Raw genomic sequence first — 22,705 nt, 5'->3', positions numbered from 1 at the left:
GCCCAACTTTTTTCTTTATATAGTTTTATAAATTTTCTGTTATAATCGGTATCAACTTAAAATAAATTTTGGAAATATGGTATGATAAACATTTTGATGATAGAAGATGATTTTGAACTAGCTGAAATTTTAAGTGAGTACCTTGAAAACTATGATTTTAAGGTTACTATCGCAGAAGAGCCTTATATAGGTCTATCCACTTTAAATACGGGCAAATTTGATCTTGTAATACTTGATCTTACACTGCCTGGCATTGATGGGCTTGAAGTATGCAAAGAGATTAGAAAAAGGCATAATATTCCTATCATAATCTCAAGCGCAAGGCATGATATTACCGATAAAGTAAATGCACTTGATAATGGAGCGGATGATTATTTGCCTAAACCTTACGATCCTCAAGAGCTACTAGCTCGTATCAAAAGTCATCTAAGACGCCAAAATGTAACTATAGTAGAAGAAAAAAAACATAAAAATAAAGATCTTGTTTTAAATGAATTTGAGCATATTATCACTCTTAAAAATGAGCCATTAAATTTAACTGCTGCAGAATTTGACATCTTAAAATATTTGATTAAAAAAGAAGGTGGAGCTATCACAAGAGAAGAGCTCATATATAACTGCAAAAGCATTAACGAGGACTCATCAAATAAAAGCATAGATGTGATAATAGGCAGAATCAGAGCCAAACTTGGCGAAAATCCAAAAGAACCTACATATATACATGCGATTAGAGGGATAGGATACAAGCTTGTTCAATAAAATTAGCCTAAAATGAAGCGTTCGTCAGTTTTTTATACTATTACTTTTATATTTATACTTGCGGCTACAAGTATCTTTCTGGCATTTTTATGGCTAATGGAATATGATAAGCAAAACTACACAAGAGAATTAAATGCAAAATATTCAACAATAGCCAGAAATACGCTATTTTATATGAGTGGAATTATAAATGACAAAGAGTATGAACGACAAGTTGAAGGTATCAAAATGCCTGAGGTTATAGATCAGGAAGAAAAAGATAAAATTTTAAAAAATGCTACGATTTTAGAAGAAATTTCAGCTGATATTGGCTCAGGTGCCATTATGATATATGAAAAACACCATTATTTAAAAGTCCAACATATAGATAAAATTCTGCTTTTAAAAGATAACGAATATCAGCCGTATAGATATGATATTATAAAGATTATTTTTTCCATAGTTGCGATTATCTTGCTCGCTGCTTATGTCTTTGTCATTAGAAAATTAAAGCCGTTAAGAAAATTAAAAAGACAGATAGATATATTTGCCAGAGGAGACATTGACAAAGTAAAAGACGTAAGCAGTGGCAATGATGAGATTTCAGAAGTTTCAGAGGCATTTTATAATGCAGTTTGTCAGATTAGACACTTAAATAATTCAAGAAAGTTATTTTTAAGAAACATTATGCATGAGCTTAAAACCCCTATTACAAAGGGAAGAATAACTGCTGAAATGATACAAAAAGACAAAAATCAAGAAAGGCTCGTGTCTGTATTTGTAAAACTTGAAAGTCTTATAAACGAATTTGCCGCTGTCGAACAAGTAACATCAAGCACCACTCTAAATAACACAAAAATTTGCTTAATAGACGATGTAATAGACGAGGCTCTGGATATAGCAATGGTAGAAAAAGATAGCGTAAGCATAGATAAGGCAAAAGATATTAGCATAAATATTGATTTTAAACTATTTGCAATAGCTATTAAAAATATGATAGACAATGGCTTAAAATACTCAACCTATAAACATGTCAATATGGATATTGGTGATAAATCCATCAAATTTATAAGCAAAGGTGAAAAGCTATCAAAAGACTTAAAGTACTATATAGAGCCATTTACCAAAGGTGAAGATGCTCAAAAAAGCTTTGGCTTGGGACTTTATATAGTAGATAGCATACTTAAGGCGCACAAACTAAATTTAGCATATGAGCACAAAAACGGATTTAATATATTTAGCTTTGAAAATTTAGAAAATATAGTAGTTAAAAAATAGCACTATTCATTTCTTAATGTTTCAAGCACATTTATCTGAGCTGCTTTTTTAGCAGGATAGTATGACGAAAACGCCACTATTACAATAGCTCCAACAAGTATCAAAGATAAATCGATTAAGGATAACTCCATCGGCAGTTTAGCGCTTCCATATACGTCCGCAGGTAAATTTATAATATCAAAACTTCCTAAAAGCCAAACTCCAAATAGTCCTAGCATAAGCCCAAACAATATCCCACTTCCACCTATAGTAGCACCTAAGGCAAAAAAGCTCTTTTTTATCTCTCCTTTACTTGCACCAAGAGAGAGTAGAAGCGCTATCTCGTGACGGCGGTTCATGACAGTCATCAGAAGTGAGCTAACTATATTTAAAGAGGCAACCAAAATAATCAGCATTAAAACTATAAAAAGCGCACGCTTTTCTAATGCAAGAGCCGAAAAGAAATTTCCGTTTTGTTGCCACCAGCCAATCGCTCTTAAAGAGAGCGGAAGTTGAGCCGAAATCTTACTTATATCATCAAATGGACTATCCGAATATACGTGAATTCCGTCATATCTGCCCTCTTCGTAATCTAAAATTTTACGCAAAGCTTCTACAGAAGTATATAGATAACTCTTATCATACGCCACAAGTCCGGAATCAAAACTAGATATCACATCAAAGCGCTTCATTTTTGGTATCAAAGCAAATCCTCCTGGATCGCCTTTTGTAAATATCAATGTTAGCTTCTCTTCTCCGCTAAGCACGAAATCATTTTTAATAGCACTCCCAACTAGTAGTTCATATCCACTTATTTCCTTATCTTTAAGCCCCTCTTTAACAACAGAATTTATCATCTTTTCATCTGCCGAATTTATTCCAAAGAGCATTCCGCCATCTAAGCCATTATTACTCTTTATGATAACCTGAGTCATAATATAAGGGCTAAATTTAAGATTTGGAAATTTGGCTTTTAAATCGTTTACATCGGCATCCTCTATACTTGCGCGTATGCTTGAAAGGATAGTTATGGGATAATTCATCGTAAATAGCTTACGTTCAAATTCCTTATCAAATCCATTCATTATGGCCATTGCCACTATAAGCACCATAAGTCCTATACTAACTCCCAAAAAAGCCAAAATAGCCGAGAGAGTGATAAAAGGCTGGCTCTTATCAAAGCGTAAATATTTAAATAAAAGATACTTAACCAAACTCATCTACGCGAACATTCCCTTTTTAGGACCGCTTTTACCACAACACTCCTTGTATTTTTTGCCACTTCCGCAAGGGCATGGCTCATTGCGAGGTATTTTTTTTGCCCTTACCTCATTTGTTGCGGTGTCTTTGTTTTCTTCGTTTGAGTATTTAAGCCCTCTATTTTGCTCTTCTTGCATCTTTTGCATAAGCCTTTGCTCGGCGTCAACCTCTTCTTGACTCTTAAATCTAACAGCCTGAAGCATCTTAATGCCTTCAAATTTGATACGAGATACAAGCTCCATAAATAGATTAAAGCTCTCTTTTTTATATTCTGTTAACGGATCTTTTTGATTATATCCTCTAAGTCCAATTCCTGTTTTTAATATATCCATCTGATAGAGGTGCTCTCTCCACGCATTATCAACCACTTGAAGGCAAAGCACTTTCTCTAAATACCTTCTTTGGTCATCGGCTATAACACTCATCTTTTCTTCGTATTCAGACTCTAAAACTCCCTCTATCTTTTGAGCTAAATCATTAAAATCGAGCTCTTTTAGTTCGTCTGCATTTATTGCCAATCCGTTTTCAGAAAGTATTGAGACAAGTTTATCTATGTCAAATTCACTTCTAACACCGCCTGCAAAAATTTCAGCCTGCTCAAGCAAATTTATTACATATTCGCCTCTATTTTGTTTGATTTTTTCACCGATATCAAATTCAGGATCAAGCAGTTCGTTTCTAAATTTATATACGGTCTTTCTCTGTTCATTTGCAACATCATCATACTCTAGGATATGTTTCCTGGCCTCAAAGTGCAGACTCTCGACTTTCTTTTGAGCATTCTCTACCGCTCTTGTAACCATTTTAGAGTCGATACTCTCGCCTTCATCTATTCCAAGCCTATCCATTATACTTTTTATGCGGTCGCTTCCAAAAATTCTTAAAAGATTATCCTCTAAGCTTAAGTAAAATCTACTCATTCCAGGATCTCCTTGACGACCCGAACGACCTCTTAGCTGATTATCGATGCGTCTACTCTCATGTCTTTCCGTACCTATGATATATAGCCCTCCAAGATCTCTTACTTCGTCATTTATCTTGATATCTACACCACGTCCAGCCATATTAGTAGCTATGGTAACAGCTCCTTTGGCACCTGCTTCAGCTATGATTTGAGCCTCTTTTTCGTGATTTTTAGCATTTAATACGGAGTGTGGGATCTTTTCTTTTACAAGCAGTTCATGCAAAAGCTCGCTTCTTTCAATGGAAGCCGTACCTACAAGCACAGGCTGGCCTTTATCGTGAGCTCTTTTTATCTCGTCTATTACGGCCTTAAATTTCTCTTTTTGAGTCTTATAGATAAGGTCGTTGTGATCAATCCTTATTGTAGGCACGTTTGTAGGTATCGAAATAACATCTAATTTATAAATTTGAGAAAACTCTGTCGCTTCCGTCTGTGCAGTTCCTGTCATACCGGAAAGTTTATTATAGAGCCTAAAGTAATTTTGAAATGTAATATCTGCAAGCGTTTGGCTTTCTTCCTTTATCTGCACGCCCTCTTTGGCCTCAAGCGCTTGATGAAGCCCCTCACTAAAACGTCTTCCCTCGCTCAATCTACCAGTAAATTCATCAACTATCACTACTTCATTATCTCTTACGACATAGTGCACATCTCTTTCAAATAAATTTCTAGCCTTTAAAGCTTGATCTAAATGGTGACTTAAGATCGCATTTTCAAGGTTGTATAAATTTTCTACGCCAAATAGCCTCTCAGCCTTGCTTATACCCTCTTCGGTTATGGCTATGGTTCTATTTTTCTCATCCACTACAAAATCACCAGTAGCCTTATCCTGAGGAGTTGCAGGCGCCTCTCCTATTATCATTTGACCGGCTACTTCGTTTGCTTTTATATATCCATCAAGAGTACGGTTGGTAGGTCCAGAGATAATAAGCGGAGTTCTGGCTTCATCTATCAAAATACTATCTACCTCATCCACTATTACGAAGTTATGCTCTCTTTGAACCTTGTCCTTAAACTCCATCTTCATATTATCACGCAGATAGTCAAAGCCAAATTCGTTATTGGTGCCATAGGTTATATCGCTAGCATAAGCGGCTTTTCTAACCTCGTCATCATATTCGCCGCCCAAAACAACACCTACGCTAAGTCCAAGAAAGTTATAAATTTCACCCATTTGTGTTGCATCACGCTTGGCTAGGTAGTCATTTACCGTAACTACATGCACACCCTTACCAGTCATTGCGTTTAATACAACAGGAAGACTTGCCACTAGCGTCTTTCCTTCACCTGTCTTCATCTCAGCTATTCTTCCGTCATTTAGCACCATGCCGCCTATTAGCTGGACATCAAAATGACGCATATTTAGAGTTCTTTTACTAGTCTCCCTAACAATAGCAAACACATCGTTTAATACATCATCAAGTGTTTTTGAGCCATCTTGAATAGCCGATCTAAGCTCGTTAAAGCTACCTTTTAGCTCCTCATCGTTCATGGCTTGATATTTTGACTCAAGCGCATTGATATCTTTGACTCGTTTTGCGTATTTTTTTACCTCTCGATCATTCTTTGTGCCAAAAATTTTCTGCATAATACCAACTATCATCTATCCGCCTTATTTTAGTTATTTTATAAACCTAAGATTTTACCATTTATTTAATTAAACTTAGCTACAATTCGCACTTAAAAGGAAAATTAATGAAAAAATTTATACTATTTTTATCCCTTTATATAGCCTCTTTTGCATCCAATCTCGACTTCAATACAATTCAAGGTGATTTCACACAAACAGTTACAAGCAATAAGACTTCAATAGACTATAGCGGTAAATTTTATCTCAGAAAAGACAACAATGCACTTTGGATATACACTAGACCAACGGCAAAAAAAATATATTTTGACAATAAAAAAGTAGTAGTTTTAGAAGAAACTTTGGAGCAAGCCATAATTTCAAGAGTAAAAAATATGCCAAATTTGGGAGATATTTTAAAAGAGGCGAAGAAAATCAAAGAAGGTCTATACAAGGCCGATTTTGACGATACCGAATATTTTTTGACTATGAAGGGTATCTATCCAACTAGAATTGACTATGAAGACAGACTTGGAAACAAGATAAAAATAATATTTCAAAACGTAGTCAAAAACTACGAAATAACTAATGAGTTTTTAACTCCGGTTATCCCGTCACACTACGATGTGATAAATCACTAAACCTATTCGCCAAAATCTTTGCCGAAATTTTTAATTGAATTTAGATCAAGAGGCTTTAATTCTATCTTGCCATCTTTTTTTATGATTATATCATCCTCATCATTTTTGCCTTTATCCTTATTTTTCGTTAGATAATTTCCCTGCTCTCTTATGATCTGTAAAATTTCTTCAAGTTTTGGCTCTCGCAATATCTTAAGCGAGATTATCAGCACTTCATCTATATCTACAGAGTGTTTTTTGGCAGTATATTTGGCAAAGGTCTCTTTGAATTTTTCCTTGCCCATAGAAGTAAGAAGATCTTCTACATAAAAGCTTCCTATCACTACATTAAGCCCGTCAAACACATAAGCCTCATTATCGTTAATGTCTCTACCAGAAACACGAAGACTAACTGTTATTTTTTTTATTGAATTTTGACTATCCTTTGAGTATAGATCGGCTTCAAAATTTTCTATATTAAGCACATCCGAATATGCAAAAACTATTAAAAATAGTGATAAAAAGAGCTTTTTCATATCTCCTCCTTAATATTCTCAAAGATATTTTCCCTATAAAATTTATCAACCTCTTCATCAATTTTAACAACACTTCTTAAATAATCCCTAAAATTTTGCCCTCTTTGGTATATCAGCTTTAGCTTTTTAGGATCTGTAGCCCTAGATAGTGCAACATAAAGCTGTCCGTTTGCAAAAATATGATTTAGATCGCAAACTAAGCTACCTATACTCATTCCTTGCGATTTATGAATAGTAAGAGCATAGGCTAGTTTAAACGGAAACTGCAAAAAAGAAGCCCTGACTCTTTGCTCTATATTATCATCAACTAGCTCAAATTCTGTAAGCTCAAACCTACTTGGCATCACCTCGATTATCTCGCCATTTGTCTTTTGCACTATGACGCTTTCTATATTATTGCTATCTTTTAAAATTTGCATTATAACTCCGCGCTCACCGTTATAATATTCACCCCATTTGTTAGTGACAAAAATTACTCTGGCACCAACTTTGATGTGCAAAATTTCAGGCACGCTAAGACTATTTATCCAGTTTTCAAGACTCTTTTCGTGTAATTTTCCATCGTGAATTTCAACCAAGGCATTTGATATTTCAAGTTTACTGTCAAGCTTTTCAAGCATTGCAGAATTTAGTCTATCAGCCTCATAGTTTCTACCAAAAAGCACACTAGTGTTATCATCTATATCAAATTTATCTACGCATAAATTTTCAATATATTTTATAACTTTCTCATCTAATCTACCCACTCTTAAATTAGATAAAATTTCATAAAACTCTAGATCTTTTGTCCGTTTTGATTTTACTAACTCTATGTTTTTAAGACCGAATTCACTCCACGCATAGGAGCTAAATGCATAAACAAATTGAAATAAAGAATTTTGATTAGTCTCTTTTTTCTGCACCGGAGGAAGCTGATAAAAATCCCCGACAAGCATTATTCTGCCTACAAATTTAGAGTTTATAAGTCTATAGTAAATCATCTCCATAAGCCCGGCGCTAACCATAGATATCTCATCTATCACAAGCAGATCACAGCTATCAAGAACCGCCTTTACTTTGCTTAGTTGCGACTTTTGTTTTTTATCAAGTCCTCTTAACTCCTCCAAATTCGAGCAAATTCCGAATTTAAAAAAACTATGCACACTAACCCCGCCTACACTAACTGCACTTATTCCAGTACTTCCCAATACTACTACATTTTTAAGCTCATTTTTATAGTGTTTTATGACAGAAGTCGTTATGTAGCTCTTACCTACCCCGCCTCTACCGGTTAAGAATAAGTTTGATCTCTCCAAAATCTTTAAAATATGATTTAACAATGATTTTCCTAATTTTTTGTAAAATTATAGCCTAAAACAAAGGAGATAAATTTGAAACAGATAGCTTTTTTAATTTTTATAGCTATATTTTTTACTTCATGTTCAAAAAATGCTTTGACACCCAAAAACGATGCTGAAAAATCACTTAATAAAGAGAGTATGGGTAGAATCTCCTATCTAAATTTAGATATAGAACAAGACGAACTATCACTTCCTACAAACCAAAAAAACCTCAAATTTGACGCAGAAGCTCTACTGAAAAAACGCTTCGGAGTGCTTTATCTAAAAAAGCCACCTGTTAGTAAAAAAGAGGCTTTTTGGGCTATAAATTTATACAAAAACTCTAAAAACAGACAGTATTACGGACTAAATTTCAAGCCTATTAAAGATGAGTGGTTTTACAATCTTCAAACTAGCGCAAACACTCCAGCCTTTGGCACACTTTCTCTTCCGGCAATTACGACAGCTAACACTAGCCTTAGAAATCTCCCGACGGATGAGCCTATCTTTATAAATCCTGCACGCGCAGGAGAAGGCTATCCATTTGATTATTTGCAGCTTTCAACTATATCTATAGGAACTCCGGTTTTGCTCTCGCACTACTCGCTAGATAGGGCTTGGGCGTTTGTGGGAAGCGATAACGCCTGGGCATGGATTAAGGCTAACGACATTCAAATTTTAAGCCATCAAGAGGTAAAAGAGCTAACAAACTCAAATTTTATAACTATAACAAAAGACAAATCTCCAGTTTATAATGCAAATGGAAATTTCTTGTTTTTTGCCCGAGTAGGTGCGATTTTGCCATTTATAAAACAGGATGAATATAAATTTTACGGGGAAATTTACACCAGAAGTGGGGTAAAAAAATATGAAATTTCAAAGCAAATTTCAGCCACATATCCGCTTATTTTTAACGATCAAAATATTAAAAAACTAGCTTCTGGTATGCTAGAGCAACCTTACGGTTGGGGAGGTTTTGGAGATAACCGAGACTGCTCTTTATTTACACAAGATTTCCTAGGAGAGTTTGGAATCTGGCTTCCTAGAAATTCACTAGCCCAAAGTAAAATAGGAAAACAAATTTCGCTAGAAAATCTATCAAACGAGGAAAAGATAAAAAAGATAAAAGATGAAGCCTTGCCATATCTAACTCTGCTTCATTTACCCGGACACATAATGCTCTATGCCGGGATAAAAGACGGTACGCCAATCGTTATTCATGATATGTGGGGACTAAAAACCAAAAATGACGGAAGAGCTTTAGTGGGAGGGGTGGCAATAACCTCGCTTGAAATCGGACAAGATAGAGAGGATATAGATAGTAAAAATTTGTTAATTTCCAAGATAGACTCTATGAATATCTTAGTGCCAAAACCGACACTTCAAGATATAATAGCCAAAGCCTATGATGTAAATATAAGTGAAAATTCAGTGATTTTTAAAGACGGCACTACTGAAATTTTTGATGACAAAAAAGCAAAAAACAAAGAAGAATTACTAAATAGTGCGGACATAGAGGATATTTTTGCGGACGAATATCCATTATTTAAGCCACTAACCTTACCTATAAACGATGCTGGCAGATATAGAAACTACGCACTTTTAGATAAAATTTACGGAGCCGATGAAAAAAGCATAAGGGCAAATTTAGTAGATGTAATATGGCTTAAAAACCATGTAAATAAAAAGTTTAAATTTAACTCTAAAAACGGTGCCGCAAAGGCTCTTGAGGCAGTTTCAAAAGAGCTTGATGAGCTTATTGGCAAAGAGCCTGAGATGATTAAATTTTTAGACAATCCATCAGGAACATTTAACTACCGACTGATTGCTAAAACAAATCGTAAAAGTGCGCACGCTTACGGCATAGCAATAGATATAAATACCGATAAGAGCGATTATTGGCAGTGGAGCAAGGATGGCGTATATAAAAATCAAATTCCAGAATCAATAGTCAAAATATTTGAAAAACATGGATTTATCTGGGGCGGTCGCTGGATCAGCTTTGACACAATGCATTTTGAATACCGCCCAGAATTTTTATATAGGTGGTAATCTTATAAAATTCCAGCCTCTTTTTTTATCTTATCTGCATACATCTGCCTTAAAATAGGTACATACTTGCCTATTTTGCCTCCATTTATAAGCTTTCCGTCAGCTTTAATGACAGGCAGAAGCAAAAGTGTAGCAGCAGATATAAAAACTTCATCAGCGCTATATACATCGTTCATTGTAAATGCGCGTTGCTCGACTTTAAGACCGGCTTTACCAGCAAATTCCAAAATGTTTTTTCTGCGAATTCCTGGTAAAATTTCATTTGAAAGAGGCTTGGTTATCAAAACACCGTCTTTTATAATAAATGCGCTAGAGCTTGTAGCTTCGGTTACGAAGCCATCTTCTACCATAAACCCTTCATAAGCACCTCTTTTTACCGCTTGCTCTTTTGCGTAACATTGAGCCAGAAGTGAGATAGACTTGATATCTCGACGCTTCCAGCGTATGTCTTCGACACCTACTATCTCTATGCCTGTTTTTGAATCTGGATTTTCGATAATCTTTTGTTCGTAGCAAAATACAAAAATAGTAGGCTTAAGTCCCTTTAGAAACTTAAAATTTCTCTCTGCCACTCCACGGGTTATCTGCATATATACCCCGCCTTCTTGCAAGCTATTTTTGCTTATAACCTCTTTTAATATATCTTCAAATTCGCTCTTTGAGCAAGGCAAATTTAATTCAATGGCCGCTAAGCTATTATCAAATCTATGCCAAAAATCCTCTCTATCTACAAGCTTTCCATTAAGAACCGGCACAACTTCGTATATTCCGTCTCCAAATATAAATCCTCTGTCAAAAGCACTTACTTTAGCCTCATCAGCTTTTACAAATTCTCCATTTATATATACAATTCCGTTCATCACATATCCTTTGATTTAAATTGTGTAATTTTAACTTAGAGATCATAAAAAAGCCCATAAATATAAATTTGATAAGCCTTAAGTCGCTTATTAAAATTTTTTTTGATATAATTAAAAGAAATTTACGAAAAAGTATGAGAAAATGAGAGATAGTGAGCTTAAAAAAATAATTTTAGAAAATATTTTTGTAGTGTCAAAGAAGCCTGTATTATTTCGTGATCTGCTTGAGGCAAACTGCCTTTTTAACGAGGGAATGCTTATTGATCCGGCTAAGTTAAATTTCAAATTTAGATATTTTAAAACATATCTTGTCTATGGAATAATATGTATTTTGATAGTAGGGACACTTTTGACATTGACTCACAATCTATTCACAAGGCTTGATTTTCACCTATCTATAATAAGCTGTATTATATCCACAGCTCTTGTATTTATTGGATTTGATATGTTTAAAATTTGGGCAAGAAAGGCCATCAGTAAAGAACTTATAAAAAAGGCTTGGGCTATACATTTTCCATATTTTCCTTATGAGAAATACTCCACTAGAGTTGAAATGATATATAACGAAGCTACTAAGAATGAAATTCCAAGAAAAGATTTAGAAAAATATGTATTGGAAAGATTGGTAGCGCAGTCTGAAACAGGGATAAAATAACTTATTTTAAATTTAGCTGATCAGAGATCTGGTGCTTATATTTGATCTGTTCAACTCTTAGCCTAAGATCTCTATTCTCCTCTAAAAGCACATCTCTCTTACCGCTTAAATCAGCTATCTCACGGCTTGTATAGTAAATTTGATTTGTTATGTAAATTTTAGGCAAAAATATTGCAAAAGCTATAAGCATAGCTATATAGACAACCAAAAGAGTATTGAAATTTAAATTTTGCTCTACTTTTTGGCTCTCTTCATGAAGAGCCAGTAAATCCTCTTTATCTTGCATTATTGCCTCTTAAAATTTTAAACACCCTCATCTTTGCACAGCTACTTCTTGGGTTTTCTTTTATCTCTTTAGAGGATGCCATTATAGCTTTTTTTGTTATTATTTTGCCTTTTGAGTGATTATTTCCGCAAGTACAGCGCATTGCGGAATCATCACAGATACAACTTTTGACCCACTTTTTAAATCTTGTTTTTACTATCCTGTCTTCAAGCGAGTGAAAGCTTATTATAGCCACTACACAGTTATCAATATCTGAATTTTCTATAGCGTCAAGTAGAGTCTCAAGCTCTGCTAATTCGTTATTGACTTCTATTCTAATTGCCTGAAAAGCCAAGGTAGCAGGACTTATGCTTCTATTTTTTAAAAATTTAGTTCCTATTATATTTGCAAGCTCACTAGCGCTCTTTATCTCACCATTTTTTCTTGCCAAAATTATCTTTGAAGCAATCTGCTTTGCATTTGTAAGCTCACCGTAATCTCTAAAAATTTGAGCCAATCTATCTTCGTCGTAAAAATTTACAACATCAAAGGCTGAAATTTGAGAATCTCTATCCATTCTCATATCCAAATTTTCACTTTTTAGACTAAAACCTCGATCATCTTTGTCAAGTTGAAGAGATGAGACTCCAATATCTGCTAAAATTCCGCGAACCTCTTTTGTATCGATTTTATTTAAAATTTCAGAAAATCTACTCTTGTAAATTTTAACTCTACCGGCAAATTCTTTAAGTCTGCAAGATGAAAAATTAATAGCCTCATCATCTCTATCGCAAGCTATTAAATTTACATTTTTATTGTTAGCCAAAATAGCACTAGAATGACCCGCGTAACCAAGAGTACAATCCACGACACTTCCATTTTTAATATCATCAAAAGCTGACAAAACTTCCTCTAACAAAACGGGAATATGTGGCGATTCCAAAGTTATCCTTGCAAAATATATTTTTTATGTATAATAACAAAAAACAAATTCATCAAAGGTTAAGTCATGGATTTAAAATATTCAGCCGAACAGATAAGTAAAATTTCACTCTCTATGTTTAGGAAGAATTTTTTAGGTATTTTTCATGGCTCAATATCTGCCAGAATAGAGTTTGAACAGTTTTTGATAAATAAAAAAAATGCTATTTTTGATAATCTTAAAGAGGAAGATTTAGTCCTTTTAAATTCCAAAAAAGACTATAGATGGAATGATGCGAGCTTAGATGCTGACATACACATAAATATTTACAAAAACATAAATGAGGCCAAATATGTCTGTTATGCGATGCCTCCTTATTTAACCGCATATACTTTAAATCACACTTTTATCAAACCAAAAGATTATTTTGGATACATGAAACATCATGAAATTCCAATATACGATCCAAAACAATTTGACGATTGGTACGAAAGAGCGGATACTGAAATTTATCGTTATATGAAAGAAAATAAAACAAACATGATCATCATAAAAGGTTATGGGGTGTATGTCTATAACAGAACTGCGTATCAGCTCGCAAAAGACGTTGCAATTCTTGAAAATACGTGCAAATTACTTCATATAGCACACTCATACGAAATATAGATAACTAACAGTGTTAAAATGTTAGTAAATTTATAAATTTTACATATTATAAAGTGCGAATTTAAGGTTACATTCACATAAATTCGGTAAAATAAAATCTAAATTTTAATTGTTAGTTTAAAGGGAACTTAATGATAACTTGGATGCAAAAGCATAAAAAATACTTAGTGGTCACTATTTGGATAAGCACTATAGCATTCGTCGGAGCAGGCTTTGTCGGATGGGGAGCTTATAGCATGAACACCGAAAAATCTACTTCGATAGCCAAAGTCGGACATAGAGCGATAAGTGTCCAAGAATTTAAAAATAAATATGGCGAACTATACTCTTATTACAATCAACTGCTTGATGGAAAACTAACAGAAGAAAAGGCCAAAGAGATGGGGATTGAAAATTTGGCTATAGAGTCTTTGGTGCAAGAAAATTTGTTGTTAAACTTCGCTGATGATCTAGGGCTTGGCGTAAATGATGACGACATAGTTAAATACATAGTTGCCGATCAAAATTTTCAAATTGACGGCAAATTTAGTAAAGACCTTTACAATGACGTTTTAAAAAGAGCCAGAATAAATCCTGCAGATTATGAAAAAAATCTAAAAAGAGCAGTATTGCTTGACAAATTAAGACATGCAATAAATTTACCTACAAACAAAAACGACATAGACATGATGACATCTAGCTTCTTGATGCAAGATAGAGTTTCTTTGCAAGTTGTAAAAGCGGCAGAAAATGAGATAACCATAGATGAAGACGGAGTAAAAAAACTATGGGAAGAAAGCAAGGGAAACTATAAAACAAAAACAGAATATAACCTAGAAACAAGCTTTATACCTGCGATAAGTGCCGATGTGAACGTAACAGAATTAAAAGAATTTTACAATGAAAATAAAAATTCATACAAAAACAACGAAGATAAAATTCAAGAATTTGAGACAGTCAAAAATGATGTCTTAAAAGATTATAACTTCAAAATCAGTAAAAAAATAGCGCTTGAAGAGTATCTTTTAGTAAAAAAAGGCGAGAAAAAACTTAGCGACAAACAAAAAATATTAGAGGATGACTTCAGCTTCCCTATAATAGACGAACTAAAAAGCTTAAAAGCTGGCGACATGATAAAACCTTTTGAATTTTCCAAAGAGAATCAAGATGGTTATATGATAGCAAAATTAGTAGAGGTTAAAAAACCAGAAATAATGAGCTACAAGCAAGCTAGAGAGCAAGTATTGTCTGTATACAAAGATAGGAAAGAGAAAGAATTAGTAGAGCAAAAGGCTAAAAAATTACTAAATGATGGCTTTAAAGGTAAGGATATAGGCTTTATAAGTAGAGATTCTGATTTGAATATAGAAGATCTAAGCAGCACAGAATTTAACGCTTTTGTTAGTAACTTGTTTGATAGCAATAACAAACAAGGATATGTGTTATTAGACAATAAAGCCGTTGTATACGAAATTTTGGAACAAAAGTTGCTTAATAATAAAAAGGAAAATGAGTATAAAGATATAGTAACACAAAATGTTAGTTATCTTAAAAATAGCGAACTCATTAAAGACCTAACAAGTGCGTTACAAAAACGTTATCAAGTAGAATATTATTACAAAAGGTAGTGGATCTTGAGCACTAAAATTCTAGGCATTGATGTCGGCTCCATAGAAGTATGTGCCGTAATAGCTCAGCATGACGAAAATGGACTTAAAATAATCGGCATCGGAACAGCAAAAACACAGGGTATAAAAAAAGGGATAATCACAAATATTGAGCTAGCTTCAAAATCTATAAAAAACGCTTTAATGGATGCTCAAAGAATAGCTGGAACCTATTACGAAAAGGTTGTAGTATCAATTTCTGGCGCGTATACAAAAAGTGTAGATAGTAACGGAGTTGTAAATATACCAAATCATGAAATAGGAATTAAAGAGATAAATCGCTCAATGTTTGAATCAGATAGAAGAGCTTTAATTCATAATGATTATGAAAAGCTTCACATACTTCCTTACAACTTTAAAGTAGATGATCAAGAGCACATAGAAGATCCTTTAGGAATGAACGGAAGTAGACTTGAGGTCCAAACCCATATAATAACAGCGCAAAAATCTTCACTTAGCAATCTAAGAAAAGCTTTAAATTTAGCTGGAGTCGAGCCTGATAATATAGTTCTTTCAAGCTATGCCTCAGCCATAGCCACTCTAAATCAAGATGAAAAAGATCTAGGTGTAGCGCTTATAGATATGGGAGGCGCCACTTGCGATATGATAGTACATTCCGGAAATTCTATAAGATATAACGAATTTTTAGGAGTCGGCTCTGCTAATATCACAAACGATCTTTCAGCAGCGCTTCATACTCCACTTTTAAAAGCCGAAGAGATAAAGATAAACTATGGCTCACTTATAAATAGAGCCAATGAGCTGGTTGAAATTCCACCTATAAATGATGATGGAAAAGTTCAAGAAGTCTCACTTGATGTCATATCAAACGTTATTTACGCAAGAGCCGAAGAGACTCTTATGATACTTGCAAAAATGCTAGAAGATAGTGGCTACAAAAACTCCATTGCAGCAGGAGTCGTTCTAACAGGAGGCATGATAAAGCTTGAAGGTATAAGAGATCTGGCATCTGCCATCTTTGATAACATGCCTATTAGAATAGCAAAACCAAGAGAAACAGAGGGGCTTTATGAGATCATGAGGGATCCTGCTAACTCTTGTGCTATCGGTCTTTGTATGTATGGCGCAGGATATTTTACTCCATACGAAATAGATTCTGAGAAGAAGATGAGATATAAAGATGAGTCTATCGTAAAAAATAAAAATTTGAAAAACATAGTTCAAGATCCGAAGAATCAAAATACAAATACACAAAATGATGCTAATAACAAAATGTTTCAAGGAAGTGTTTTGGATGATGAATTTGATCCAGAAGACTTAAAAATAGAAGACAAACACGAATTAGCTGATATTGTGAATATTAACAAAGAGAAAAAAGATAGTTGGCTTTCGCAAGCTTGGCAAAAAATGACACAACTATTTTAACTAGGAGATTATATATGAGTGGCTTTACTGTAGAGGAGAAAAAAAGCACTTACGGCGCTAAGATTAAAGTCGTAGGTGTTGGCGGTGGCGGCGGAAATATGATAAATCATATGATAAGAGAGAGTGGCGGAAATATAGACATTGATCTAATTGTAGCCAATACTGATGTCAAAGCTCTTGAAAACTCTTTAGCATATACCAAGCTTCAATTAGGAGAGAAAAAAACTAAAGGTCTTGGCGCAGGAATGATGCCTGAAGTAGGACGAGAGGCCGCCCAAGAAAGCTACGAAGAGATAAAAAGCACACTCGAATACTCAGACATTGTATTTATAGCTTCAGGTCTTGGCGGAGGTACAGGCACAGGAGCTGCTCCTATAATAGCGCAGGTGGCTAAAGAAGTTGGAGCTCTAACAATAGCCGTAGTCACAACTCCATTTCCTTTTGAGGGTAAGAAACGTAAAAAATTAGCAGATATGGGTCTTGAAGAGCTCAGAAAAGAGAGTGACTCAATAGTTGTTATTCCAAATAACAAGCTGCTAACACTTATAGACAAAAAAGCAGGCATTAAAGATAGCTTTAAGATAGTAGATGATGTATTAGCACGTGCGGTAAGCGGAATGAGTACAATAGTACTTGGCTCAGGAAAGAGCGATATAAATCTTGACTTTGCGGATGTTAAAAAAGTAATGGAGCATAGAGGAATGGCTCTAATGGGGGTTGGCGAAGCTGAAGGCGAAGAAGCAGCTCAAGAGGCTATCAAAAACGCTATCCAATCTCCACTTCTTGATGATGTCTCCATAAATGGTGCAATGGGTGTATTGGTTCACTTTAAAATTCACCCAGAATGTCCAATGTCTGATATAGACGAGGCCATGACTATCATAAATGATGCAGCAGACGAGTATGCTGATATAATTTTTGGCACAACTTCAGATGACAACATAGAAAACAATAAGGTTCAAGTTACAATAGTAGCCACAGGCTTTAAGAGCAAAGAGGAGAAAACAACTACCACAGAACAACCTATTCAAAATTGTTCAAGTAATCCATTTTTAAACCAAAGACTACACAAACTAAAAGTAAGCGGCGGATATGATAGTGAAGAGGCTCAAGCTATACTTGAACTGCCTACATACATCAGACATCAAATGGACTAACAAATCCTCAAATTTTAGATCCGTACAAGCCACTCTGCGGATCTAACCTCAAAATTTAAGTAAATTTATATTAATTTATTTAAGCAAACTTCAAGCTCCAAGAGCTGCTTTTACCTCATCGCTTGCCATAGAGATATTCCAAGCCGGTTCCCAAACCAAATTTATATCGCATTCATTTACCCCTTCAACACTTAAAGTTGCCTCTTTAACCCAACATAAAATGAGCTCATGAAGCGGGCAAGAACGAGTTGAAAGCGTCATCGTAACAACCGCCCTGCCATCATTTTCCTTAACATCATATATAAACCCCAAAGACACTATGTCAAATCCCACTTCGGGATCGACTATATTTGAAAGCGCTTTGTAAATTTTATCCTTCATTTTTAACTCCGAATTTAGTATATTTAAAAAAGTTTATCACATTAACCACAACTAGCACCACACTTAACACAAGGCAAATTTGACTTAGCAAATTTAAACCGCCAAAATAAGCCGCAACCGAAACCGTCTGGAGCGCCAAAGACAAATTTGCGACCCATTTTATCATCATATCATCAAGCAAAGGCACCTTAGTCTTGCCTACAAATTTCGCCACATAATGATACCAGATCAAAAACGGCATTATCTTATAAAGATGTCCGACTATAAAGGCATACAAAAAGCCAAAAGTAAGCATAAATACGGCAAATTCTATTTTATTAAGAGCTATAAAAACTATGCAAACAAGTAGCCAAAGAAGAGCAAAAAAGACATTTAAATTCCAGTAGTCATAAGCCTTTCTAACTCTTTTTTTAAGTATCAAAAGCGCTTCAATAAAAAAGCAAATCACACTCAAAGATATCAAAGTAAAAGCCAGCTCAAGGCTAAATTTAAGCGCCACGCCGCCAGCTAAAAATAGTGCTATAGATAGTTTGCTAAGATAAAATTTAAGATCATGCACAAGAGCAAACATAGGCAAAAGCACGCTTGCGACACCCACTATGATCAAAAATACAAAGCCAAGCACAAAGTAGATGTGGTAGTGTAAAACGAGTTCAAAATCAAGCGCGAATTTGCCAGACAGTATCAAGATAAGCATGAAGCCAAGCACGACTCCGACAAGCAAAAATAGAGCCGAGATAAGTAGCGCTATGACAGCCAAGCCGCCCTTTTTAGCGCCTAAAAAGCTAAGTGCGTAAGTAACGGCAAAAAATAGTAGCGCGATAAATAAAATCCCGCCTCCCGCATGGATAAGCGCCATCTTTTCAAGATACATCCCAAGGCTTAGCACTAAAACGCCAACCGAATATAAAAGCAAATTTAAAAAAGCAAATTTTATAGTAGAAAAAGCCTTTTCAAGGATGACGGAAGTAAGCTGATAGAGCGCTCCGATGATGATACTCATGACAAATCCCACGAGATAGACGTGGAAAAGCCCGGCTGTTTTTAGACTTGTAAGTGCGCTTAAATCAACTCCGAAAAAGACAAACACGCTTGCAAGCAAAAACAAAATCCCAACAATAAAATATCCGCCTACCAGACTAAATGGCGGAGCAAATGTGTTTAGCAGCATTTAGCCACCGCATTTTACGTTTGTGTCTAGTGTCTGCGCGCTTGCGCCCTCTTTTAGGCTGATTATCACTTTTACCTCTTCACCTTGAAGCTTTTCGTGGGTGATATCGTAGCTATGCTCGATCTTTGGGATGAGAGCGACGGGATAGTGGTGATTTATCATCATGACTTTGGCTTTGCTATCTGCTATCAAATTTAAAGCTACAAGAGCATTTACCATAGGCTCAGGCGGCACACACTTGCGTGAATCAAACCCGATATACTCAACTCCCCCTTCGCTAAATTTATAAAAAGGCAGCGTCGCACCTTCAACTTTGATCTGTGTAGCGTTTTTGAAAAATTCGTTCATTTTTATCCTTTTTTGAAATTTAGGATAATTATACTCTGATATTTTGTGTGAAAATCTTGATTTAGTTCAAGATGTATTTGATTTTTAAAAGTAGATATTGAATTTCATGGAGCAAATTTAAGCCAAATTTCTTTGTCAAGGTAGCTTAAATTTGCTAATTTATTTAATTCTTAATGCAAGAAGTGTCTAACTCCGGTAAAGTATAGCGCCATTCCATGGTCGTTTGCAGCCTGCACAACCTCATCATCACGGATACTACCGCCCGGCTCTATGATGGCTTTTACGCCTACTTCAGAAGCGATATCTATACTATCTCTAAACGGGAAAAACGCCTCGCTGGCAAGCGCGCATCCGTTTAGATCGATGCCTAGATCACGAGCTTTATTTACAGCAGCCCTTGCAGCATCCACACGACTTGTCATACCCATACCGATAGCTACCATGGCTGAATTTTTCACATAAACCACGCAGTTGCTCTTAGTAAGTGCAGCCACTTTCCAAGCTATCTCAAGGTCTTTTAACTCATCTTTGCTCGCCTCGCTCGTTGTTTGTAGCTTCATATTTTCAAGCTCGCTAGGCTTAACCTCGTCGCTTTCTTGAAAGACAAATCCGCCGTCAACATGCTTAAAATCGTATTTGTCGTTTGCTCTTGTTAAGAATTTATTGCCTTGAGAGAAAATTTTGATACGTTTTTTTGACTCAAACACTCCAAGCGCTTCTTCATCGACATTTGCAGCTATTATCACTTCGACAAAAATTTCATTTATCTTTTCAGCCAAAGCCTTATCAAGCGTGCCGTTTATCGCCACAACTCCGCCGTAAGCCGAGATAGGATCGCATTTTAGCGCTTCGGTGTAGCTTTCAAGCAGGCTTGATTTCACCGCAAAGCCGCAAGCGTTTGCGTGCTTGACGATAGCTACCGCAGGTGCTTCATCAAAGCTACTTGCAAGCATCAAAGCCGCGTTTATATCAGTCATATTATTAAAACTTGCTTCGCCCTTTAATGCTTTAAAGTTATTGCTAAAGAAATAATCAAACTCATACAAAGCGCCTTTTTGGTGCGGGTTTTCTCCATATCTAGTGTCAAACACCTTGCTAGCGGAGATAAACTTCATCTCGCCAAAACCACCGTTAAATCGCTCGTTCATATAGTTTGCTATCATCGAGTCGTAAGCCGCTGTATGCTCATACGCTTTTATCATTAGCGCGCGTCTAAACTCCTGTGCGCACTCGCCGCTTTTTAAATTTTCAAGCACAGCTTCATAGTCAAGCGGACTAGTTACGATATATACGTCTTTAAAATTTTTAGCCGCACTTCGCACCATCGCAGGTCCGCCTATATCGATATTTTCAATGATCTCCTCAAAATCATCGGTGCGTATAGTAGTCTCTTTAAAAGGATACAAATTTACACAAACAAGATCAATCCCTCCGATAGAGTTTTTCTCGGCTTGCGCTACGTGGTTTTTATCATCTCTTTTATGCAAAATTCCGCCGTGAATTTTAGGATGAAGAGTCTTTACCCTACCCTCAAACATCTCTGGACTCTTTGTGTACTCGCTCACTTCAAGCGAATTTATGCCGCTTTGCACAAGCAACTTATGCGTCCCGCCCGTTGAAAGTATCTCAAAGCCAAGCGAAGCAAGCCCCTTGGCAAACTCCACAACCCCTTCTTTATCGCTCACACTGATTAACGCTCTCATTTCCTCTCCTCTTTTTGATATATCTTAAAATTTCAAGTTCGTTTAGCTCTTCATATCGCCTCGGCTCAAAGCTATAGTCTAGCTTGAAGCCAAATTTTTCATACATCTTAACCGCTATCTCAAGCTCTTTGTTTGTATATAGATAAATTTCATCAAAATTTTCATCACAAAATTTAATCGCCTCTTTTAAAAGCTCTCTTCCAATGCCTTGGTTTTGAAATTTTTCATCAACCATAAGCCACCTAAGCAAAGCTGCGTTTTCACTCTCATCAACGGCTATACAACCGACCAAAGCGCCGTCTTTTAGGCAAGTAAATAGCTCTCGCTTGCCTCTTCCAAGACTTGCTACAAATTCGGCTATATCTTTAGCTATTTTTGTTTCAAAAACCTTGCCAAAATCAAATCTCTTTGCATAATATTTCGCATTAAGCGAGATTATATCGCCCACGCAGCCGCTTGTGTAGCCTTTAGTTATTTGCACTGCTAGCCTTTATCTCCTCGTAAGCTTCATTAATCTCTTGAAGCTTTCTGGTTGAGCGCTCGATAATCTCCTCACTCTCGCCCCTGCCCATCAAGATATCCGGATGATACTTTTTCACAAGCTCGCGGTAGCGCTTTTTAACATCGCTAAACGCTGCATTTTCACGAAGCCCTAGCACTCTATACGGACTCTTTTTATAATATGAGTCATCTTTTCTTTGCTCATATCTTTTTTGATCATAAAATCTATCAAATTTATCAAATATCTCTTCCAATACTCTATCCGATATATTAAAGGCATCGGCTATTTGAGAAATTACAATTCTTTCCGCATTTAAAATTCTGCCGTCTATATAAGCTAAATTTATAAGAAACGAAACCTTAGCAATAGCGTCATTTTTACTTAGCTTAAATTTTTCATAATACTCTCTAGCAACGTCATAAACATTATTTAAATCCTCTTTTTGAGTGTTATAAATTTGCTTTAATTCATCTCTTTTTCTTGTATCACCACCTAACATAGAGGTTATATCGTCAAGTATCTCGCTTACTAGCTGAGCTTCCAGCTCACTTACCCTTCCATCGCTTTTAGCAACTTTTGCAAGCAAGCTTACTATATATTTAGCCTCTTCAAATAGGATTTTTTTTCTTGAGTTTTTAACGTTTTGCATCATATTTTGAGGATTCTTACCAAAATCAAAGGCAAGCAGATATATGGCAAGAACAATAAGTATAACAATAAAAAAATTACCCAC

22 protein-coding genes are annotated in these 22,705 nt (G+C 35.5%); 9 read left to right on the top strand and 13 right to left on the bottom strand.

What is annotated here, in order from left to right; genetic code table 11:
• The first annotated feature begins 81 nt into the window (after positions 1-81).
• Together CDOMC_RS03960 and CDOMC_RS03955 are read left to right on the top strand one after the other, a co-directional pair.
• Positions 82-759 carry a response regulator transcription factor gene (locus tag CDOMC_RS03960; RefSeq protein ID WP_172128117.1) on the top strand — a complete coding sequence of 226 codons (678 nt, stop codon included), beginning with the start codon at positions 82-84 and terminating at the stop codon, positions 757-759.
• Positions 760-771: 12 nt separating this feature from the next.
• Positions 772-2,016: an ArsS family sensor histidine kinase gene (locus tag CDOMC_RS03955; protein WP_172128115.1), complete on the top strand. Its 1,245-nt coding sequence runs from the start codon at positions 772-774 to the stop codon at positions 2,014-2,016.
• 2 nt (positions 2,017-2,018) lie between these two features.
• On the opposite strand, the gene CDOMC_RS03950 is transcribed toward CDOMC_RS03955, so the two are convergent.
• Complete coding sequence (locus CDOMC_RS03950; RefSeq protein ID WP_172128113.1) at positions 2,019-3,215, bottom strand: ABC transporter permease; 1,197 nt, start codon at positions 3,213-3,215, stop codon at positions 2,019-2,021.
• On the bottom strand, positions 3,216-5,819 hold the full coding sequence (gene secA / locus CDOMC_RS03945; protein WP_172128111.1) for a preprotein translocase subunit SecA: 2,604 nt from the start codon (positions 5,817-5,819) through the stop codon (positions 3,216-3,218).
• Between the two features lie 92 nt (positions 5,820-5,911).
• Here secA and lolA point away from each other — a divergent pair, with 92 nt between their 5' ends.
• Positions 5,912-6,424, top strand: a complete 513-nt coding sequence (gene lolA / locus CDOMC_RS03940; RefSeq protein WP_172128109.1) for a LolA-like outer membrane lipoprotein chaperone — start codon at positions 5,912-5,914, stop codon at positions 6,422-6,424.
• A gap of 2 nt (positions 6,425-6,426) precedes the next feature.
• On the opposite strand, the gene CDOMC_RS03935 is transcribed toward lolA, so the two are convergent.
• Positions 6,427-6,939 (bottom strand): hypothetical protein, encoded by a 513-nt coding sequence (locus CDOMC_RS03935; RefSeq protein ID WP_172128107.1) that lies wholly within the window; start codon positions 6,937-6,939, stop codon positions 6,427-6,429.
• A complete protein-coding gene (locus tag CDOMC_RS03930; RefSeq protein ID WP_236861349.1) occupies positions 6,936-8,234 on the bottom strand; it encodes an ATP-dependent DNA helicase in 1,299 nt (432 codons plus the stop codon). Before CDOMC_RS03930 ends, CDOMC_RS03935 begins: the two co-directional genes overlap by 4 nt.
• A 75-nt stretch (positions 8,235-8,309) precedes the next feature.
• Between CDOMC_RS03930 and CDOMC_RS03925 the strand changes: the two genes are divergently transcribed.
• Positions 8,310-10,310 (top strand): bifunctional C40 family peptidase/M15 family metallopeptidase, encoded by a 2,001-nt coding sequence (locus CDOMC_RS03925; RefSeq protein ID WP_236861348.1) that lies wholly within the window; start codon positions 8,310-8,312, stop codon positions 10,308-10,310.
• A 2-nt stretch (positions 10,311-10,312) separates the two neighbouring features.
• On the opposite strand, the gene CDOMC_RS03920 is transcribed toward CDOMC_RS03925, so the two are convergent.
• On the bottom strand, positions 10,313-11,170 hold the full coding sequence (locus CDOMC_RS03920; protein WP_172128103.1) for a D-amino-acid transaminase: 858 nt from the start codon (positions 11,168-11,170) through the stop codon (positions 10,313-10,315).
• A 142-nt stretch (positions 11,171-11,312) separates the two neighbouring features.
• Here CDOMC_RS03920 and CDOMC_RS03915 point away from each other — a divergent pair, with 142 nt between their 5' ends.
• Positions 11,313-11,825, top strand: a complete 513-nt coding sequence (locus tag CDOMC_RS03915) for a hypothetical protein (protein WP_172128101.1) — start codon at positions 11,313-11,315, stop codon at positions 11,823-11,825.
• Between the two features lies 1 nt (position 11,826).
• Here CDOMC_RS03915 and CDOMC_RS03910 read toward each other — a convergent pair whose 3' ends face one another.
• Both CDOMC_RS03910 and rsmH read right to left on the bottom strand, forming a co-directional pair.
• Positions 11,827-12,111: a hypothetical protein gene (locus CDOMC_RS03910; protein WP_172128099.1), complete on the bottom strand. Its 285-nt coding sequence runs from the start codon at positions 12,109-12,111 to the stop codon at positions 11,827-11,829.
• A complete protein-coding gene (gene rsmH, locus CDOMC_RS03905; RefSeq protein WP_172128097.1) occupies positions 12,101-13,033 on the bottom strand; it encodes a 16S rRNA (cytosine(1402)-N(4))-methyltransferase RsmH in 933 nt (310 codons plus the stop codon). The genes CDOMC_RS03910 and rsmH overlap by 11 nt, the downstream gene beginning before the upstream one ends.
• 66 nt (positions 13,034-13,099) lie before the next feature.
• Here rsmH and CDOMC_RS03900 point away from each other — a divergent pair, with 66 nt between their 5' ends.
• The 4 genes from CDOMC_RS03900 to ftsZ all read left to right on the top strand — a co-directional run bounded on the left by CDOMC_RS03900 (position 13,100) and on the right by ftsZ (position 17,867).
• Positions 13,100-13,678, top strand: a complete 579-nt coding sequence (locus tag CDOMC_RS03900) for a class II aldolase and adducin N-terminal domain-containing protein (RefSeq protein WP_169973855.1) — start codon at positions 13,100-13,102, stop codon at positions 13,676-13,678.
• 131 nt (positions 13,679-13,809) lie between these two features.
• Entirely contained in the window at positions 13,810-15,285 is a 1,476-nt protein-coding gene (locus tag CDOMC_RS03895; RefSeq protein ID WP_172128095.1) for a peptidylprolyl isomerase, read from the top strand.
• Between the two features lie 6 nt (positions 15,286-15,291).
• Positions 15,292-16,710, top strand: coding sequence for a cell division protein FtsA (ftsA, locus tag CDOMC_RS03890; RefSeq protein ID WP_172128093.1), 1,419 nt, complete (start codon positions 15,292-15,294; stop codon positions 16,708-16,710).
• A 14-nt stretch (positions 16,711-16,724) separates the two neighbouring features.
• Positions 16,725-17,867, top strand: coding sequence for a cell division protein FtsZ (ftsZ, locus tag CDOMC_RS03885; RefSeq protein WP_172128091.1), 1,143 nt, complete (start codon positions 16,725-16,727; stop codon positions 17,865-17,867).
• 90 nt (positions 17,868-17,957) lie between these two features.
• Here the strand turns inward: ftsZ and CDOMC_RS03880 are convergent, their stop codons facing one another.
• The 6 genes from CDOMC_RS03880 to CDOMC_RS03855 all read right to left on the bottom strand — a co-directional run bounded on the left by CDOMC_RS03880 (position 17,958) and on the right by CDOMC_RS03855 (position 22,705).
• A complete protein-coding gene (locus CDOMC_RS03880) occupies positions 17,958-18,248 on the bottom strand; it encodes a metal-sulfur cluster assembly factor (protein ID WP_172128089.1) in 291 nt (96 codons plus the stop codon).
• Positions 18,238-19,419 (bottom strand): peptidase M50, encoded by a 1,182-nt coding sequence (locus CDOMC_RS03875; protein WP_172128087.1) that lies wholly within the window; start codon positions 19,417-19,419, stop codon positions 18,238-18,240. Before CDOMC_RS03875 ends, CDOMC_RS03880 begins: the two co-directional genes overlap by 11 nt.
• The gene (locus CDOMC_RS03870) at positions 19,420-19,767 is read right to left on the bottom strand and encodes a hypothetical protein (protein ID WP_172128085.1); all 348 of its coding nucleotides are present in this window, start codon (positions 19,765-19,767) and stop codon (positions 19,420-19,422) included.
• 170 nt (positions 19,768-19,937) lie between these two features.
• A complete protein-coding gene (gene purH, locus CDOMC_RS03865) occupies positions 19,938-21,470 on the bottom strand; it encodes a bifunctional phosphoribosylaminoimidazolecarboxamide formyltransferase/IMP cyclohydrolase (RefSeq protein WP_172128083.1) in 1,533 nt (510 codons plus the stop codon).
• Positions 21,442-21,951, bottom strand: coding sequence for a GNAT family N-acetyltransferase (locus tag CDOMC_RS03860; protein WP_172128081.1), 510 nt, complete (start codon positions 21,949-21,951; stop codon positions 21,442-21,444). The genes purH and CDOMC_RS03860 overlap by 29 nt, the downstream gene beginning before the upstream one ends.
• Positions 21,938-22,705 (bottom strand): TerB family tellurite resistance protein, encoded by a 768-nt coding sequence (locus CDOMC_RS03855; RefSeq protein WP_236861347.1) that lies wholly within the window; start codon positions 22,703-22,705, stop codon positions 21,938-21,940. Before CDOMC_RS03855 ends, CDOMC_RS03860 begins: the two co-directional genes overlap by 14 nt.

Origin of the sequence: Campylobacter sp. RM16192 (assembly GCF_004803855.2) — a bacterium.
Taxonomy (GTDB): domain Bacteria; phylum Campylobacterota; class Campylobacteria; order Campylobacterales; family Campylobacteraceae; genus Campylobacter_A.
Note: the sequence above shows the minus strand (reverse complement) of the source record. Positions and strands in the feature narration are given on the sequence as shown.

Bases quoted from the DNA above. Each gene is read 5' to 3' on its own strand.
- CDOMC_RS03960 (WP_172128117.1), top strand. From the start codon at position 82: ATGATAAACATTTTGATGATAGAAGATGATTTTGAACTAGCTGAAATT.
- CDOMC_RS03955 (WP_172128115.1), top strand. From the start codon at position 772: ATGAAGCGTTCGTCAGTTTTTTATACTATTACTTTTATATTTATACTT.
- CDOMC_RS03950 (WP_172128113.1), bottom strand. From the start codon at position 3,215: ATGAGTTTGGTTAAGTATCTTTTATTTAAATATTTACGCTTTGATAAG.
- secA (WP_172128111.1), bottom strand. From the start codon at position 5,819: ATGATAGTTGGTATTATGCAGAAAATTTTTGGCACAAAGAATGATCGA.
- lolA (WP_172128109.1), top strand. From the start codon at position 5,912: ATGAAAAAATTTATACTATTTTTATCCCTTTATATAGCCTCTTTTGCA.
- CDOMC_RS03935 (WP_172128107.1), bottom strand. From the start codon at position 6,939: ATGAAAAAGCTCTTTTTATCACTATTTTTAATAGTTTTTGCATATTCG.
- CDOMC_RS03920 (WP_172128103.1), bottom strand. From the start codon at position 11,170: ATGAACGGAATTGTATATATAAATGGAGAATTTGTAAAAGCTGATGAG.
- CDOMC_RS03915 (WP_172128101.1), top strand. From the start codon at position 11,313: ATGAGAGATAGTGAGCTTAAAAAAATAATTTTAGAAAATATTTTTGTA.
- CDOMC_RS03910 (WP_172128099.1), bottom strand. From the start codon at position 12,111: ATGCAAGATAAAGAGGATTTACTGGCTCTTCATGAAGAGAGCCAAAAA.
- CDOMC_RS03900 (WP_169973855.1), top strand. From the start codon at position 13,100: ATGGATTTAAAATATTCAGCCGAACAGATAAGTAAAATTTCACTCTCT.
- CDOMC_RS03895 (WP_172128095.1), top strand. From the start codon at position 13,810: ATGATAACTTGGATGCAAAAGCATAAAAAATACTTAGTGGTCACTATT.
- ftsZ (WP_172128091.1), top strand. From the start codon at position 16,725: ATGAGTGGCTTTACTGTAGAGGAGAAAAAAAGCACTTACGGCGCTAAG.
- CDOMC_RS03880 (WP_172128089.1), bottom strand. From the start codon at position 18,248: ATGAAGGATAAAATTTACAAAGCGCTTTCAAATATAGTCGATCCCGAA.
- CDOMC_RS03875 (WP_172128087.1), bottom strand. From the start codon at position 19,419: ATGCTGCTAAACACATTTGCTCCGCCATTTAGTCTGGTAGGCGGATAT.
- CDOMC_RS03870 (WP_172128085.1), bottom strand. From the start codon at position 19,767: ATGAACGAATTTTTCAAAAACGCTACACAGATCAAAGTTGAAGGTGCG.
- purH (WP_172128083.1), bottom strand. From the start codon at position 21,470: ATGAGAGCGTTAATCAGTGTGAGCGATAAAGAAGGGGTTGTGGAGTTT.